Annotated in this window: 17 protein-coding genes; 5 read left to right on the top strand and 12 right to left on the bottom strand. The window is 61.1% G+C overall.

Features of this window, described 5'->3' with window-relative positions:
- Positions 1 to 113: 113 nt before the first annotated feature.
- The 8 genes from AAEZ10_RS26710 to AAEZ10_RS26675 all read right to left on the bottom strand — a co-directional run bounded on the left by AAEZ10_RS26710 (position 114) and on the right by AAEZ10_RS26675 (position 10155).
- Positions 114 to 878, bottom strand: coding sequence for an ABC transporter ATP-binding protein (locus AAEZ10_RS26710; protein WP_056783337.1), 765 nt, complete (start codon positions 876 to 878; stop codon positions 114 to 116).
- A 12-nt stretch (positions 879 to 890) separates the two neighbouring features.
- Positions 891 to 2009, bottom strand: coding sequence for a succinylglutamate desuccinylase/aspartoacylase family protein (locus AAEZ10_RS26705; RefSeq protein WP_350571716.1), 1119 nt, complete (start codon positions 2007 to 2009; stop codon positions 891 to 893).
- A gap of 27 nt (positions 2010 to 2036) precedes the next feature.
- On the bottom strand, positions 2037 to 2747 hold the full coding sequence (locus AAEZ10_RS26700; RefSeq protein WP_041478064.1) for an ABC transporter permease: 711 nt from the start codon (positions 2745 to 2747) through the stop codon (positions 2037 to 2039).
- Entirely contained in the window at positions 2744 to 3472 is a 729-nt protein-coding gene (locus AAEZ10_RS26695) for an ABC transporter permease (protein ID WP_016771383.1), read from the bottom strand. Before AAEZ10_RS26695 ends, AAEZ10_RS26700 begins: the two co-directional genes overlap by 4 nt.
- A gap of 56 nt (positions 3473 to 3528) precedes the next feature.
- Positions 3529 to 4311, bottom strand: coding sequence for a transporter substrate-binding domain-containing protein (locus tag AAEZ10_RS26690; protein ID WP_071174589.1), 783 nt, complete (start codon positions 4309 to 4311; stop codon positions 3529 to 3531).
- A gap of 371 nt (positions 4312 to 4682) precedes the next feature.
- Positions 4683 to 6371, bottom strand: a complete 1689-nt coding sequence (locus tag AAEZ10_RS26685) for an ATP-dependent DNA ligase (protein WP_350571713.1) — start codon at positions 6369 to 6371, stop codon at positions 4683 to 4685.
- Complete coding sequence (locus tag AAEZ10_RS26680) at positions 6368 to 7402, bottom strand: ligase-associated DNA damage response exonuclease (RefSeq protein ID WP_071174591.1); 1035 nt, start codon at positions 7400 to 7402, stop codon at positions 6368 to 6370. The genes AAEZ10_RS26685 and AAEZ10_RS26680 overlap by 4 nt, the downstream gene beginning before the upstream one ends.
- A gap of 302 nt (positions 7403 to 7704) precedes the next feature.
- The gene (locus tag AAEZ10_RS26675) at positions 7705 to 10155 is read right to left on the bottom strand and encodes a penicillin acylase family protein (RefSeq protein WP_073475910.1); all 2451 of its coding nucleotides are present in this window, start codon (positions 10153 to 10155) and stop codon (positions 7705 to 7707) included.
- 201 nt (positions 10156 to 10356) lie between these two features.
- Between AAEZ10_RS26675 and AAEZ10_RS26670 the strand changes: the two genes are divergently transcribed.
- Positions 10357 to 10914, top strand: coding sequence for a cysteine hydrolase family protein (locus tag AAEZ10_RS26670; RefSeq protein ID WP_350571711.1), 558 nt, complete (start codon positions 10357 to 10359; stop codon positions 10912 to 10914).
- Positions 10915 to 11059: 145 nt separating this feature from the next.
- Here the strand turns inward: AAEZ10_RS26670 and AAEZ10_RS26665 are convergent, their stop codons facing one another.
- The 4 genes from AAEZ10_RS26665 to AAEZ10_RS26650 all read right to left on the bottom strand — a co-directional run bounded on the left by AAEZ10_RS26665 (position 11060) and on the right by AAEZ10_RS26650 (position 12849).
- Positions 11060 to 11263, bottom strand: coding sequence for an SEC-C metal-binding domain-containing protein (locus AAEZ10_RS26665; RefSeq protein WP_003198420.1), 204 nt, complete (start codon positions 11261 to 11263; stop codon positions 11060 to 11062).
- A 5-nt stretch (positions 11264 to 11268) separates the two neighbouring features.
- The gene (locus AAEZ10_RS26660; protein WP_024011906.1) at positions 11269 to 11754 is read right to left on the bottom strand and encodes an LEA/WHy family protein; all 486 of its coding nucleotides are present in this window, start codon (positions 11752 to 11754) and stop codon (positions 11269 to 11271) included.
- Between the two features lie 116 nt (positions 11755 to 11870).
- Positions 11871 to 12347 carry a YchJ family protein gene (locus AAEZ10_RS26655; RefSeq protein ID WP_071174594.1) on the bottom strand — a complete coding sequence of 159 codons (477 nt, stop codon included), beginning with the start codon at positions 12345 to 12347 and terminating at the stop codon, positions 11871 to 11873.
- A 4-nt stretch (positions 12348 to 12351) separates the two neighbouring features.
- Positions 12352 to 12849 carry a DUF6231 family protein gene (locus AAEZ10_RS26650; protein ID WP_071174595.1) on the bottom strand — a complete coding sequence of 166 codons (498 nt, stop codon included), beginning with the start codon at positions 12847 to 12849 and terminating at the stop codon, positions 12352 to 12354.
- Between the two features lie 199 nt (positions 12850 to 13048).
- On the opposite strand from AAEZ10_RS26650, the gene AAEZ10_RS26645 reads away from it, so the two are divergent.
- The 4 genes from AAEZ10_RS26645 (at position 13049) to AAEZ10_RS26630 (ending at position 15750) form a co-directional block, all read left to right on the top strand.
- Positions 13049 to 13744 (top strand): PA1041 family peptidoglycan-binding anchor lipoprotein, encoded by a 696-nt coding sequence (locus AAEZ10_RS26645; protein ID WP_041478049.1) that lies wholly within the window; start codon positions 13049 to 13051, stop codon positions 13742 to 13744.
- Between the two features lie 90 nt (positions 13745 to 13834).
- On the top strand, positions 13835 to 14557 hold the full coding sequence (locus tag AAEZ10_RS26640; protein WP_350571707.1) for a PA1041 family peptidoglycan-binding anchor lipoprotein: 723 nt from the start codon (positions 13835 to 13837) through the stop codon (positions 14555 to 14557).
- A gap of 160 nt (positions 14558 to 14717) precedes the next feature.
- Positions 14718 to 14999 (top strand): DUF1145 domain-containing protein, encoded by a 282-nt coding sequence (locus tag AAEZ10_RS26635; protein ID WP_071174597.1) that lies wholly within the window; start codon positions 14718 to 14720, stop codon positions 14997 to 14999.
- Entirely contained in the window at positions 14992 to 15750 is a 759-nt protein-coding gene (locus AAEZ10_RS26630) for a collagen-like triple helix repeat-containing protein (RefSeq protein ID WP_073475903.1), read from the top strand. The genes AAEZ10_RS26635 and AAEZ10_RS26630 overlap by 8 nt, the downstream gene beginning before the upstream one ends.
- Positions 15751 to 15913: the final 163 nt, after the last annotated feature.

The following is a 15913-nucleotide window of genomic DNA, read 5'->3' as shown; positions in this document are numbered from 1 at the left end:
TCCCCCGTGGGAGCGAGCCTGCTCGCGAATGCGATGTCACCTTCAACATTGATGTTGACTGATAAACCGCTTTCGCGAGCAGGCTCGCTCCCACAAAGGGTTGAGTGCCAACCTTATTTAAGATTGCCGCTCAGGAATTGCTTCAGGCGTTCGCTTTTCGGATTGCCCAGCACCTCTTCCGGCGCGCCTTCTTCTTCCACCAGACCCTGATGCAGAAACAGCACCTGATTCGAGACCTTGCGCGCAAAACTCATTTCGTGGGTGACCATGATCATCGTCCGGCCTTCCTCAGCCAGACCCTGAATCACTTTCAGCACTTCGCCGACCAGTTCCGGGTCGAGTGCCGAGGTCGGTTCGTCGAACAGCATCACTTCCGGTTCCATCGCCAGTGCCCGGGCGATCGCCACGCGCTGTTGCTGACCGCCGGACAGAAACGCCGGGTATTGATCGGCGACCCGCGCCGGCAAGCCGACTTTGTCCAGATAACGTCGGGCGCGATCCTCGGCTTCCTGTTTGCTGCAACCGAGCACCCGGCGCGGGGCCATGGTGATGTTTTCCAGCACGGTCATGTGGCTCCACAGGTTGAAATGCTGGAACACCATCGCCAGCCGCGTGCGCAGGCGTTGCAGTTCATCGGCGTCGGCGACGTGCATGCCGTGGCGGTCGGTGACCATGCGGATCGCCTGGCCATCAAGGCTCATGGCGCCGTCATTGGGTTGTTCAAGGAAATTGATGCAGCGCAAAAAGGTGCTTTTGCCCGAGCCGCTGGCGCCGATCAAGCTGATCACGTCGCCGGTTTTGGCCTTGAGCGAAACGCCTTTGAGCACCTGATGATCGCCATAGCTTTTGTGCAGGCCTTCAACGGTCAGTTTGTACATGGACGAGCATCCTCAAGGCGAAAGTAGGTAGCCGCTGCGATAGGCCTGGGCGCCCGCGACGTGGGCGATGACCATGCCAGCAGTGGCCATGCGCCGCAGCGAGCGCGCATACAGCAGGCCGGCGGCGGTGCAATGAATGGGGGTGACCTTGTCGTGGACCGGGTCAATGATTTCGGCGATCTGCTGGCCGGCCTCCAGGTATTGGCCGGGCGTGGCGCAGTACACCAGCAGGCCGCCGACTGGCGTGGTCACCGGTTCGACCCCGGCCAGTGGCGTGGCCGGGTACGGCAGTGGCGGTTGCGGCTTGGTCTCGCCGACGATGGCATCGAACTGGATCAGATAGTCGATCAGCGCCTGACAATCGCGGCTGGCCAGCGGGTGATTGACGTCGCCCTGGCCGCGCAATTCGACGGTCACCGAGAAGCTGCCCAGCGGAATCTCGAACTGCTCGCCGAAGCGCTCGCGCAGTTGCCACCAGAGCAGGGTGAAGCATTCGTCGAACGACTGCCCGCCGGAATCGGTAGCGAGCAGACTGGCCTGCGCTTCCATGTAGCGCGCCAAGGGCTCGACCTGTGGCCACGCCTCGGGCGTGGTGTACAGGTGCACCACCGATTCGAAGTCGCAGTGCAAGTCCAGCACCATGTCGGCATCGCAGGCCAGGCGTTGCAGGGTCAGACGCTGGGATTGCAGTTGTGTGGTCGGCGTCTGGCGGGCGAGGGCGTTGCGCAGGCTGGCGCGGATCAGTTCGAGGTTGTGCTGCGCGTCGTCGTTGAGTTGGCCTTCGATGGCGTTGCCGATTTCTTCGCTGAGGTCAACGAACCAGCGATTGAAGTTCTGCCCGCTCTCGAGGTCGTAACGGCCCAGCGGCACGTCCATCAGCACTTGTTCGAGGCCGACCGGGTTGGCCACCGGCACGAGGACGATTTCGCTGCGCAGGCGGCCGGCAGCTTCCAGTTCGGCCAGACGCTGTTTCAGGTGCCAGGCGACCAGCATGCCCGGCAGTTCGTCAGCGTGCAGCGACGCCTGGATGTAAACCTTGCCCTTGGCCTGCGGTGGGCCGAAGTGGAAGCTGTGAATCTGCCGTGCGGTCCCCGGCAGCGGGGCCAGCAAGTCATGAATCTGGTGGCGCATTGTTATCTCTTTATTTTCAAACCGGTGCTAGTGAGTCGGCCCGAGGAAGGCCAGCCAGCGGCGTTCGGCAAGGCGGAACAGACCGACCAGCGCAAAAGTAATGGTCAGGTAGATCAGCGCGGCGATGCCGAACGACTGGAAGGTCAGGAAGGTCGCCGAGTTGGCATCCCGCGCGACTTTCAGGATATCGGGAATGGTCGCGGTGAACGCCACGGTGGTCGAATGGAGCATCAGGATCACTTCGTTGCTGTAGTAAGGCAACGAACGGCGCAAGGCCGACGGCATGATCACGTAGGCGTACAGCTTCCAGCCGGTCAGGCCATAAGCCTTGGCCGCTTCGACTTCGCCATGATTCATGCTGCGAATCGCCCCGGCAAAAATCTCCGTGGTGTACGCACAGGTATTGAGCGCGAAAGCGAGGATCGTGCAGTTCATCGCGTCGCGAAAGAAACTGTCGAGGATCGGCTGTTCGCGCACGGCGGCGAGGCTGTAGATGCCGGTGTAGCAGATCAGCAACTGGATATACAGCGGCGTGCCACGGAACAGGTAGGTGTAGAACTGCACCGGCCAGCGAACGTAGAAGTGCGGCGAGACGCGGGCAATCGACAACGGAATCGAGACGATGAAGCCGATGCAGATCGAGGCGGTCAGCAGCCACATCGTCATTGCCAGTCCGGTGATGTTCTGGCCGTCGGTATAAAGGAAGGCGCGCCAATATTCCTGGAGAAGTTCGATCATCGTACGGCCTCCCGGGCACCGGCGGCGTAGCGGCGTTCGAGCCAGCGCAGGATGAAGTTCGAAGCACTGGTGATCAGCAGATAAATCAAGGCGGCGAGGACCAGAAAGTAGAACAGTTGATAGGTACTTTTACCGGCGTCCTGCGCTGCCTTGACCAGATCGGCGAGGCCAATGATCGACACCAGCGCGGTGGCCTTGAGCATGACCATCCAGTTGTTGCCGATGCCCGGCAGGGCGAAGCGCATCATTTGCGGAAACACCACGAAGCGAAAACGCTGGCCACGTTTGAGGCCGTACGCGGTGGCGGCTTCGACCTGACCACGCGGCACCGCGAGGATCGCGCCACGGAAGGTCTCGGTGAAATACGCGCCATAAATGAAGCCCAGCGTCAGCACGCCGGCGCTGAACGGGTCGATTTCGATGTATTCCCATTCCATGTAGTCGGTCAGCGACGTCAGCCAGGTTTGCAGGCTGTAGAAGATCAACAGCATCAGCACCAGATCCGGCACGCCGCGAATCAGCGTGGTGTAGAGCTGCGCGGGCAGGCGCACCAGTTTGACTTTCGAGAGTTTGGCACTGGCGCCGAGCAGGCCGAGCAACACGGCCACCAGCAGCGACATCGCCGATAATTTGATGGTCATCCAGGTGCCTTGCAGCAGCAATGGGCCGAAGCCCTGCAGACTGAACGAGGCCAGCCCCAGATTTTGCAGGAGGGTTTCAAACATAAATCAGCAACCTGAGCGGATGGAAAAGGCGCCCATCGAGGATGGGCGCCGGGGCATTATTTGCCGCTGTACAGATTCAGGTCGCCAAAGTGTTTCTTTTGAATCTCGGCGTATTTGCCGTCGTCGTGTAACGCTTTGATACCTTTATCCAAAAGTGCTTTCAGCTCAGTGTTACCTTTCTTGATACCGACAGCGGTTTTGGCTGGCAGCAATTCGCTGTCGACCGGTTGGCTGATTTCATAATCAACGCCTTTTGGCGACTTCAGAAAGCCCAGTTCGGCTTGCAGCATGTCCTGGATACCGGCGTCGAGACGGCCGGAGGTCAGGTCGGAATACACCTGATCCTGGTTCTGATAGGCCTGGGTTTTCACGCCAGCCTTGTCCAGCACGGCTTTGGCGTAGGCTTCCTGAATGGTGCCTTGCTCGTAACCGACGGTTTTGCCCTTGAGCGAAGTGACGTCGGCGGTGATGCCGGAGCCTTTCTTGAACACGTAAGCGGTCGGGCCGGAAAACAGTTCGCTGGAGAAGTCGATGACCTTCTCGCGCGCCGGGGTCACGGTCATCGACGAGATCACGCCGTCGAACTTGTTGGCCTTGAGGCCCGGAATCATGCCGTCGAAATCGCTTTCGACCCATTTGCACTTGACCTTCAGTTCGGCGCAGATCGCGTTGCCCAGATCGATATCGAACCCGACCAGGCTGCCATCGGCCGCTTTCGACTCGAACGGTGCGTACGAAGGGTCAACGCCAAAGCGCAGCTCTTTGTATTCCTTGGCCAGCGCGGAGCCGGCGGCCATGCACAACGCCAGTGCAGAAAGGGTCAGCAATGCTTTTTTCATTATTCAATCCCTAAGAACCAATATGAGCGCTTGTGGCGCAGAATTATTGTTACTGCAACGCTTACGACCTATAGAAAGTAGCAATTTCCGAACCAGAGTGCCGAACAGGTGTTTTAAAAGGTCGAGTGCAGAGAGGCAAGGGTAGTTGAATGCCCGGAAACGGGCATTGCTGTTTGCATGCACTGTTTCGGATCACACGGGTAGCTCAGAGCAGGGAAAAACTGTGGCGAGGGGATTTATCCCCGATCGGCTGCGCAGCAGGCGCAAAAACCTGAGTGCACGATTTCAGGGGGAAATTGCTGGGGGCCGCTGCGCAGCCCAGCGGGGATAAATCCCCTCGCCACAGGGTTCCGGGATGTGTCGAGAATGAATCAGGCCAACAAGTCTTGCAGAGTCGCGAGGCTGTCGGCTTCTTCGACGGTCTTGTCCTTGCGCCAGCGCAGCATGCGCGGGAAGCGTACGGCGATGCCGCTCTTGTGTCGGCGCGACAGGGCGATGCCTTCGAAGCCCAGTTCGAACACCAGGCTCGGTTTCACGCTGCTGACCGGGCCGAATTTTTCCACCGTGGTTTTGCGCACGATGCTGTCGACCTGGCGCATCTCTTCGTCGGTCAGCCCCGAATACGCCTTGGCGAACGGTACCAGCGAGCGCTGGCTGGATTCCGGCGGACCGTCCCACACGGCGAAGGTGTAATCGCTGTACAGACTGGCGCGACGGCCGTGTCCACGCTGGGCATAAATCAGCACCGCGTCGACGCTGAACGGGTCGACCTTCCACTTCCACCACACGCCCATGTCCTTGGTCCGGCCGACGCCATACAGCGAATCGCGGGCCTTGAGCATCATGCCCTCGACGCCGAGTTTGCGTGACGCTTCGCGCTGGCGGCCAAGGTCGAACCAGTCCTCGCCGGTCAATACCGGGGAGGGCAGCAGTACCGGGCTGTTGCAGCGCGCGATCACCTCTTCGAGTTGCGCCCGTCGCTTGACCTGCGGCTGGTTGCGCCAGTCTTCGCCCTGCCATTCCAGCAGGTCGTAGGCCAGCACCACCACCGGCACTTCTTCGAGAATCTTCTTGTCGAGCGTCTTGCGACCGATGCGTTGTTGCAGCAGGGCGAACGGTTGCACGGCCGGCGGCTCATCGGAATGCGGATCGAAGGCATCTTCAGTAGTCGGATGGGTACTCTTCCACACGACGATTTCGCCGTCGATCACTGTCCCGTCGGGCAAGCCGTGGACCAGCACATCGAATTCAGGGAAGCGCTCGGTCACCAGTTCCTCGCCGCGCGACCACACCCACAGCTTGCCGTCGCGCTTGACCACTTGCGCGCGAATACCATCCCACTTCCATTCCACCTGCCAGTCGCTAGCGGGGCCGAGCAGGGCTTCGAATTCCTCGACCGGTTGCGACAAGGCGTGGGCAAGAAAGAACGGGTAGGGCTGGCCGCCGCGCTGGGCATGTTCGTCGGCGGACTCCGGGGCGATGAGTTTCAGGTAACTGGCGGCGTTGGGCCGGTTCGACAGATCGGTGTACCCGACCAGGCGCTGTGCCACGCGCTTGCTGTCGAGCCCGGCCATTGAGGCGAGGGCGCGGGTGACCAGCGACTTCGACACGCCAACGCGGAAACTGCCGGTGATCAGCTTGATGCACAGCATCAGGCTCGGCCGGTCCAGTTGCGCCCACAACATCGGCAGCTGCCGCGCCAGATATTCCGGGGTTTCACCGCGAAGTGGCAGCAGCTTGTCTTCGATCCATTCGGCAAGACCGGCCTCGGAACTGTGGGGATTTTCCGGCAGCACCAGAGAAATGGTCTCGGCCAGATCGCCGACGGCTTGGTAGCTTTCTTCGAACAGCCATGGCTCCAGTCCCGAAACTGCGACCGCCAGCTCACGGAGGATGCGCACCGGTACCAGTTGCCGAGGCCGACCCCCGGAGAGGAAATACACCGCCCATGCGGCATCTTCCGGCGCGGCCTGCGCGAAGTAAGCCTGCATCGCCGCCAGCTTGGCGTTGCTCGACGTGGTGGCGTCGAGTTCGGCATATAACTCGGCGAAAGCTTTCATGGGGAAGTCTCGGCAACGGTGGGTTCGCTGGCGATGTTGTCGTCTTCGTCATCGCCGTATTCGGTGGTGAAGCCTTGTGCATCGAGGCCCTGTTCGCGCAGATGGCGCACGAGCACGCCGATCGAGCCGTGGGTGACCATCACCCGCTCCGCGCCGGTCTGATTGATCGCCCACAGCAGGCCGGGCCAGTCGGCGTGATCGGAAAGGACGAAACCGCGATCGACGCCGCGCCGCCGCCGGGTCCCGCGCAGGCGCATCCAGCCGCTGGCAAAGGCATCGCTGAACTCGCCAAAACGACGCATCCAGGTACTGCCGCCTGCTGACGGCGGAGCAATGACCAGCGCCTGGCGCATGATCGGGTCGCTTTTTTTTACGTCGCCCGCATAGATCGTCGGCGGCAGGTACACGCCGGCATCGCGGTAGACGCGGTTCAGCGGTTCGACCGCGCCATGGCTGAGGATCGGCCCGAGGGTTTCGTCGATCCCGTGGAGAATCCGCTGCGCCTTGCCGAAGGAATAGCAGAACAACACGCTGGCCTTACCGGCGGCAATATTGGCCGCCCACCACTGATTGATCTCGGCGAAGATCTGCGCCTGCGGCTGCCAGCGATAGATCGGCAGGCCGAAGGTCGATTCGGTGATGAACGTGTGGCAGCGCACCGGTTCGAATGGGGTGCACGTGCCGTCCGGCTCGACCTTGTAATCGCCCGATGCGACCCAGACTTCGCCGCCATATTCCAGGCGCACTTGCGCCGAACCGAGGACATGCCCGGCCGGGTGAAAACTCAAGGTCACGCCGTGGTGGGTCAGGCGCTGGCCGTAGTCGAGGGTTTGCAACTGGATGTCCTGACCCAGACGCGCGCGCAGAATCCCGGCGCTGGCGCTGCTCGACAGGTAGTGCTGATTACCGGTGCGCGCGTGATCGCCATGGGCATGGGTGATCACCGAACGCTCGACCGGCCGCCATGGATCGATATAGAAATCCCCGGCGGGGCAGTAGAGACCTTCAGGTCGGGCAATAACAAGATCCATGTCGTGACCGGAATGGGGGGCTTGTTAACTATGAGGCGGGCGTGAGGCTGGAAGTTCGATCTGCTTTGAAGCGCTACCCTCACCCCAGCCCTCTCCCAGAGGGAGAGGGGGCCGACCGAGGTGTCCGGTGAGGTACATCGACCTGGGGGACCGAGTTGAATATGGATCCGGCACAGCCTTGAGCCTGATCCAATATTGGATTCACCGTCTCTCTTTCAGGTCGGCGCAAGACCCAAGCATCCCCCAATCAGTCCCCTCTCCCTCCGGGAGAGGGCTAGGGTGAGGGGCTGTTGATCTTTGCTCTATTTTCCGGGGGTGAGGGTCAAGCGGGTCTTGCCATACACCCGATCAAAGTTCTGCGGCTGCATCGGCAAGCCGATGTACTGACCTTTCAGCCATGCATCGATCCCGTTCAGGTAGTTCGGACTCAGTGGATTGCCCGACTGCCCCGTACCGTTCTGCGCCATCAGTGGCTCGCTCTGGCCGAAGTCGACGATAAAACGCATCGACGGCGCACGCGCGGTGACGAAGTCTTGGCCCCAGGCAAACGCCGAGTTGTTCAGCGTGGTGTGATCGCCACCGGCTGCCAGTGGTCCGCGCACGGTCTGGCCGTTGCTGTTTTTCCACGCGTAGCTGTGCAGTTTGCCCCACTGCCAGGCGCGATGATCGCCGCCCAACTGACTGTCGCCGGCCGTAATCGCCGCAGCGAGACTGCGGGCGAGAATCACCGCTTTGTCTTCCTTCTGCGGCGTGCGCAGGTCATCCCAGAACGGACTGTCCTCACGCCCCAAGAGATGATCGGCCTGCGCCGCGTATGACAGATCGCCATTGGCGACAAAGGCCTTCCACGCCGGGCTCGATTCAGGACCCAGTTCATCGAGGAAGATCTGCTTCATGCTTTCCTGCAGAAACAGTTCATAAATCGCCGCATCCGCCGAGGTCGGGCTGAGCTTGCCGTCGAACGCCATCAAGCGCATGAAGGCTTCGCGAGCCTTGCTGCGCTCGGCTTCCGGCAGGGCGTCGATCGCCTGTTTCAGCGGTTGCTTCATACCCGGTGCTTCAAAGACTTTTTTCAGCTTGGCGGCGAAGGTGGTGGTCTGGTCGTACTGCATGGCGATCACGCTGCGGCTGTCGTGCTTGCCGCTGCCAGCCATTTCCGCCAAGCGTTCGCCACGCTCCGGTGCCGCCCAGGATTTCGACAACTGCATGCCGTAGCCGTCGGGAATCACCCGCTGGTTGGCGGTGCCGAGCCAGCCTTGTGCCGGGTCCTGATCGTAGGGGTGCAGCATCGGGTCGGCGTAACCGTCCCAGTCGTAGCGACCGTCCCAACCCGGCGAGGGCAGCAGGCCTTCACCTTCGCGACGGTTGGGGAAGCGCCCGGTGACTTGCCAGCCGATATTGCTCGCATCGGCAAAGACCAGATTGAGGGTGATGGCGCGGATTTCGCGGCTGGCGTCCGAGGCGCGCTCGACGTTCTGCGCGCGGGTCAGGTCGAAGAAGGCATCCAGAGTTTTGTCGTCAGTGAAGCTTGGCGTCTGCAAGGCGAGGCCGAAACCGCTGCCTTGCGCCGCTGCCTGGGCACTGTTGAGCAGCGCGCCGTGGCGGGTTTCGTACACGGCTTCGCGAATCGGCCGCTGGCCTTTGACGAAGTAGGTCTCGTTGCGCACGCCCAACGGCTGCCATTTGCCGTTGACTTCATAAGTGAGGCTGCTGCCCTGACGGCGGATTTTCTCGAGGAACAGATCCTGGTTATCGCCGAGCACGCTGGTCATGCTCCACGCCACTTTGCCGTTGAACCCACCGAGCACCATCGGCAGACCGGCAACCGTGACGCCGGCGGCCTGATATTTCGGCGCACGTATCTGCACGAAACTCCACAGCGACGGCGCGGCCAGCGGCCCGTGCGCATCGCTGGCCAGCAGGCTCTTGCCGCTGCGGCTGCGTTGCGGGGCAATCGCCCAATTGTTCGCAGTCGGCGTGGCGAGCAGGTTCAGCGCCGACAGTTGCTGGCTGGCGCTGCTCAGTTCGGTCAGCCCCGGAATCTGCCCGTTGAGCTTGAGGCCTTCCAGTTTGTCGGCTTCAGCCACTGGCAGGTTTTCATCAGGCGCCGACGGGCTCAGCCAGGCGAGTTTGTCAGTGGTGACGGTTTGCGCGAGCACCAGCGACTGGATTTCCTCCGGCAGGTTGGCCGACTGGCTGAAATTCAGCAGGGCGAAAATCAGCGCTGAATCTTCCGGTTTCCAGTATTCCGGCTTGTAACCGCTGGCGGCGAGATCGCCCGGCAACTTGTCGGCGTAGCGGAACAGATAAGCGTTGACGCCTCGTGCGTAGACTTCGAAAAAGCGCTTGAGCCGTGGCGACGAGGCCTTGTACAGCTCGCCGGCGCTCTTCTTCAGATTGACCGCGCGCATGTAGCGGTCGGCATCAAGCATCGACGCGCCGGACATTTCCGCCAACCGGCCCTGAGCCAACAGGCGCAGGGTGACCATCTGATTGATGCGGTCGCTGGCGTGGACGTAACCGAGGCTGAACAGCGCGTCATGGAAGCTGTTGCTCTCGATCAGCGGCATGCCCATTGCATTGCGCCGCACCGAAACGTTCTGCGCCAGGCCCTTGAGCGGTTGCACGCCGGAGGTCGGCGGCAGGCTGTCCTGGGCGTTCCAGGTCTGGCAACCGGACAGGCCGAGAACACCGGCCACTGCTGCGGCAACGCCGAACCGGGGAAGAAAATGTGTAAGGGCTGGCGAGGCCATGGCGAAGCTCCTGCGGGGGTATAAGGCTGGGGGCGCAATAAAGCCGCTACGTTAGTGACGGCGCGAGGGCCGCGCAAGCGGGGCGAGTGGTTATTTATGCAGTTGTCGGCTGATCGGTCAGAGGCGTGACAGTTGCTTGTGGGAAAGCGCTGATGTTGAACTGCGGAATGAGTCCCGTGCCCTGTCAGGAGAAAGATCGCTATGGAGCTTCAGAGCAACGCTGCGCTGATCATCATCGACCAGCAGAAAGGCATTCTGCATCCGCGTCTGGGGCGGCGGAATAATCCTCAGGCCGAAGAGCGAATGCTTGAGTTATTGGCGCTGTGGCGCCTGCGCGGGCGCCCGGTGATCCACGTGCAGCACTTGTCGCGCTCACCTGATTCGGTGTTCTGGCCCGAGCAGGACGGAGTGGAGTTTCAAGAGCGATTTGTTCCTCGGGACGGGGAATGGCTGGTGCAGAAACAGGTGCCGGATGCGTTTTGTGTCAATGGGCTGGAGGCGCAGTTGCGTGAGGCTGGGATCGGGCAATTGATCATCATTGGTGTGGCGACCAATAACTCGGTTGAGTCGACGGCGCGCACTGCGGGCAACCTGGGGTTCGACACATGGGTGGCAGAGGATGCGTGTTTTACCTTCGACAAGGCCGATTATTTCGGCACACCGCGTACCGCTGAAGAGGTGCACGGGATGTCGCTGGGCAATCTGCATGGGGAGTATGCGACGGTGGTCAGTAGTGTGCAGGTTTTGGCGGCGGGCTGAAGTTTTGTAATGGAGGCGCCGCCGCCTTCGCGAGCAGGCTCGCTCCCACAGTGACCATATTTCTTCAGATGAAACGCGATCCCTGTGGGAGCGAGCCTGCTCGCGAAAGCGGTGTGTCAGGCGAAGAAGACCTTCGCCAGTGACATCAAGCGCCGTGGCACTTCTTGAATTTCTTGCCGTTGCCGCATGGGCAAGGGTCGTTGCGGCCGACGTCTTTCAGGGCGTTTCGTACCGGTTCCTGGTGGGCGTGGCCGCAGTTCGGGCCGTGGACATGGCCATGGTCGTGATCGTGATGGTGGTCATGATCGTGGTTGCAGTCAGGGCCATGGACATGGGGTTGCTGGGTCATCGAGGTCACTCCGGAGTTAGATCGGCGGGGATTATCACGCCATTGCGCTCAAGGTGCACGTAGTGGGCGATGAATAAACCGGTTTCCATTTCCCCCTGCAATCGATAGGGAATCTGCTGGTTCGGATTTTTCAGCAGTTTCACCACCTGTTTGACCTTCGGCCACAGGTTGGTGCGGATCGGCACTTTGAAGTAAGCGCTGCGCTTGGGCCCCACGGTAAACCAGTGCTCATGCTCGCCTTCGGTGAGCAGCATGTCGGCCAAGTGAATCCGGTATTCGAGGCCGCGCACGGTCAGGTCGCTGTCGTTGGGATTGTCGACGCGAAAGTGCAGGATGAATTTCTGTTCGAGCAGTTTGGCCCGCACCACCTCGACTTTCACCAGATGCACGGCGGGCTCGACGCTGTCATCGCTGAACCACGAAGCACAGCCGCCGAGGTTTACGATCAGCATCAACAGCAGGAAATGTAATGTGCGCCGACGACCGAGCATGAAATTGACTCCCTTTGTGCCCAGTCTAGACCTTAAAAGATTTCAGCCTTCGGCTAATCCCGTGTAGGAGCGGCCGAAGGCTCGGGCCGCGATCGGACGATCTTTTGATCTTCAGCTCAAGCGCCGAAATAACCCGAACAACACTTCTTGAACTTCTGGCCGCTGCCACACGGGCAGCCGTCATTGCGCCCCAGCTTCATCTGCACCGTCGGATCGATGAAGTACCAGCGCCCGCCGTTCTGCACAAACGAGGAGCGCTCGCGATGGCTGTGCTCGCCCTGGCTGTCATGCCAGCGTGCGGTGAAGGTCACAAAAGCGTGTTCCGGCTGGCCGCCGAACACCTCCGAGCTTTCCACCTCAAGGCCGAGCCAGGTGCTTTGCGCACTCCAGTCGCTGATCGATTGTCGATTCAGTCCCGCCTGTTGCGCGGGCAGGGTGGTCGCCACCAGATAGTCGACCAGCCCCAGCACATAAGCGCTGTAGCGCGAACGCATCAAGGCTTCGGCACACGGTGCCGGGTGGCCGTCGTGATAAGGGCCGCAGCAGGCATCCAGCAGATTGCCGCTGCCGCAAGGGCAAATGGCTGTACTCATTGCATTACCACCAGTATTTCCCGAAGTTTTCCGGATTGGCCCAGAAGCGTGAATTGAGCCAGTCGGGGACTTGTTTGTAGTCAAGCAGATCGTAGGTGAACAGGGTCAGCACCTGCGCGTCGCGCTGAAAACGCTCGCTGGCCTGCAGTGCCAGCGAATAGAAATCGGTTTCCTGCCAGCCACTGGCGGCCAGATCCGCCAGCACCGCGATACGACTGGCGTTGAGATTGCGGATGCCGCCCAACAGATTCAGGCCGTCGCGCTTGGGCAAATGTTCCAGGCAATCGACTACCAGCGCCAGATCGAAGCGTTGCGCAGCCAATTCGGCGGGCAACGCGCCGGGCGCGGCATGAGCGACCACGGTGTCTGGATGCGCGTCCTTGAAAGCGCTCAAGGCGGGAAATTCGCTGGCGCCGATCAGCAGCAGACGGGCCGGGGCGTAGCGATCCAGCAAAGCGGCCAACGCCTGTTGTGGCGTGCGCGAAGAAATGGCGGCGTTCATCGAAGCTCCTCAGTCAGACCGCCAAGACTAGCCTGCCAGACCGCGTCGGCAAAGCGCCCGGTGGCGGCGGTTTTCGCCAAAAAAGGCAAACCCCTGTGAACACGGTCGCAAACAGCGGTGGCCTATTGCTGGCGGAGATTAAAACTCCGGTCTTTACTCCCTGAATCGGTTTTAAGCCGATCCCTCAGGAGAAAACTAGATGAGCATAGTTCGGACAGCATTACCCTTGGTTCTGCTAACCAGTGTGTTGACTGGTTGCGCAGGTTTGCAGAAAACCGACTGGCCGACCTGTGCGGCGGTCGGTGGTGTCGTCGGTGCCGGTCTCGGCGCGACCGAGAGCGCCTCGTGGGCGGGCGGCGGCGCACTGATCGTCGGTGGTATGGCGGCGGCTTATTGCTGGGTGCACGGTGATGGCGATGAAGACGGCGATGGCGTGCCGGACAGTCGCGACAAGTGCCCGGGCACGCCAAAAGGCGTGCAGGTCGATGCTGACGGTTGCCCGCCACCAACGCCTGCGCCAGTGGTCGAAGAAGCGGTTGTGGTCAAGGAAGAAACCATCGTCATTCGTGATGTGCATTTCGAGTTCGACAAAGCCACGCTGACCGGCCCTGACAAGCAAGTGCTGGACAAGGTCGCCGATCGCTTGAAACAGGAATCTTCTACCGCGCAACTGACCGTGACCGGTCACACCGACAGTGTCGGCAGCGATGCCTACAACAAGAAACTGTCGGATCGTCGTGCGCACTCGGTGGTGGAATACCTGATCCAGCAGGGCGTGCCACGTGCCAGCTTCGTTTCGGTGTCGGGCCTTGGTGAAAGCCAGCCTGTGGCTGACAACAAGTCGGCTGATGGTCGTGCACAGAACCGTCGCACCGAAATCAAAATCGTCCGCTAGCCCCTCTCGCATCCGCGGCTTGTGCAGTCGCGGATGCGGGTCTTTACTCCTGTGTAACCGGTATGGGCCGGTACACAGGAGCGTTCACAAATGCGTCTTTTCTCAAGGTCCGTCTTGCCGGTGCTGCTGCTAGGCAGCTTGCTCACCGGTTGTGCCACTCACAGCGATGGCACCGCCCCCCTCAATCAACGTACGTGGCCGATCTGCAGCCTGCTTGGCGGCCTGGTCGGCGGCGGTCTTGGCGCCATTGAAAGCGCCGGCTGGGCCGGTGGCGGCGCGGCATTGGGTATCGTCACCGGCGGGCTGATCTGTTACGCCCAGGATGGCGACGAGGACAGCGACGGCGTGTTCGACCGCCGCGACCGCTGCCCGGACACACCGGAAAATACCGAAGTCGATCACCGTGGCTGCCCGCTGCCGCAATATCCGGCGGCAGTCAAACCGGTCGAACCGGCGCCGCAAACCGAAGTGATCACCTTGAGCGATGCCGGCAACGTGCTGTTCGATTTCGACAAGTCCGATCTGACCGCGGCGGCAAAAGCCCAGCTCGACACCTTGATGGACAAGCTGCGCAATGCCGACGTGGTCAGCATCAAAGTCATCGGGCACACCGACAGCAAAGGCTCCGATGCCTATAACCAGGCCTTGTCGGAACGGCGCGCGAGCAGTGTCGCGGCGTATCTGTTGAGTCAGGGCCTGGCGCCGAACAAGCTCACCAGCGAGGGTCGAGGCGAAAGTGAGCCGGTCGCCGATAACGCCACCGATGAAGGCCGCGCGGAAAATCGCCGGGTCGAGCTGCATATCAATCGTTAGGAAAGGTCTGTAGTCCGCCGGCTAGAGCTGCCGGGTCGAAATCATCGGCCCGGCAGCCATTTACCCGGCGTTTGTAGAAATTTCATTTTTCCCTCTGGCTTATCCCCCGCAGAAGCCGGTACTGTGCGTGCAAAGAATAATTCGCAACACGGGGGAGCGTATGAAGGTGTTCTGGGGGCTGGGGCGTTTGCTGACCCTGCTGTTCTGCTGCGTGGTACTGGCCAATCAACTGGTGCCGTTTGTCCATCCGCTGCATCTGCTGGTGAATCTGGCCGGCGCTCTGTTGTTGCTGATTCATCTACTCGAAATACTGCTGTGCAATCGCAGCCTCAAGGGGCGCCCGCACCCTTGGCGTGATCGTGGCCGCATCCTGTTGTTCGGCGTTTTTCACCTGCAAACCATCCCGGCCCCGGCCGCTCCGGAGGCTTCTTCCCATGCGTAAACTCTGCCTGCTCGCTGCATTCATCAGTCCACTGGCCTGCGCCCAGGTGGTCAACGTGCAAAGCAATTCTTTGATGCGCTTGCCCAACACCACCAGCACGCTGCAACTGGAGAAACTGGAAGTCGCCGATTACGGCACCTTGCTGATCCCGTCCAACGTGACTGAATTAAACATCGATGAACTGCGTCTTGGCCATGAAGCACGTATTGCTATCGTTCCGGCTGAACAAGCGCTGGAAGTGAAGGTCAAGCGCGCTGAATTGAGCGAGGGCAGCCAGATCACTGCGCGCGGCGCCCCCGGCACTTATGAGAAAGCAGCCCGGGCCGGGCGCAATCTGAATCTGCAATTTCAGGCCCTGAGCGCGCCGCAACTGACGGTCGATGCCCGTGGCGGCAGGGGCGCGCCGGGTTTCGTCGGCCTCGACGGCGGCAACGGTGAAGATCCGGGCTGCACCTATGGCTCGGCCGGCCACGGTGCCGATGGCAGTGACGGCAGCGATGGCCAGCCAGGCGCGCCGGGTGCGCTGGTTCGCCTCGCCGTACCACGGGATTTCCCTGCAGAGCTGATCAAGGTCAACGTGGCTGGCGGTGCCGGTGGCCCGGCGGGTGTTGGCGGCAAGGCGGGCAAGGGTGGCAAGTCCAAGGGCTGCCTGGTGTACCGCGCTGACGGCGGCAAGAACGGCAAGGCCGGCGCGGATGGCCAGCCTGGGCCGGTGGGGGCGGCGGGTTCGGTTACTGTGCAACGCCTCTAAAACTGCGACCCACTCTCTGATCAATAAAATGCTTTGGTGAGTGAAGATCTTTGGTGAGTGAAATTATGTGGCGAGGGGATTTATCCCCGCTGGGTCGCGAAGCGGCCCCGCTTTTGATTTTTAGAGCGGGGCCTGTCTCTTTTTTATATATAAAAGCCCCCCC

The sequence above is a fragment of the Pseudomonas sp. H26/SER47-MNA-CIBAN-0231 genome, from assembly GCF_040310465.1.
GTDB classification, from domain to species: Bacteria; Pseudomonadota; Gammaproteobacteria; order Pseudomonadales; family Pseudomonadaceae; genus Aquipseudomonas; species Aquipseudomonas atacamensis.
This window is presented reverse-complemented; position numbering and strand designations above follow the sequence as displayed.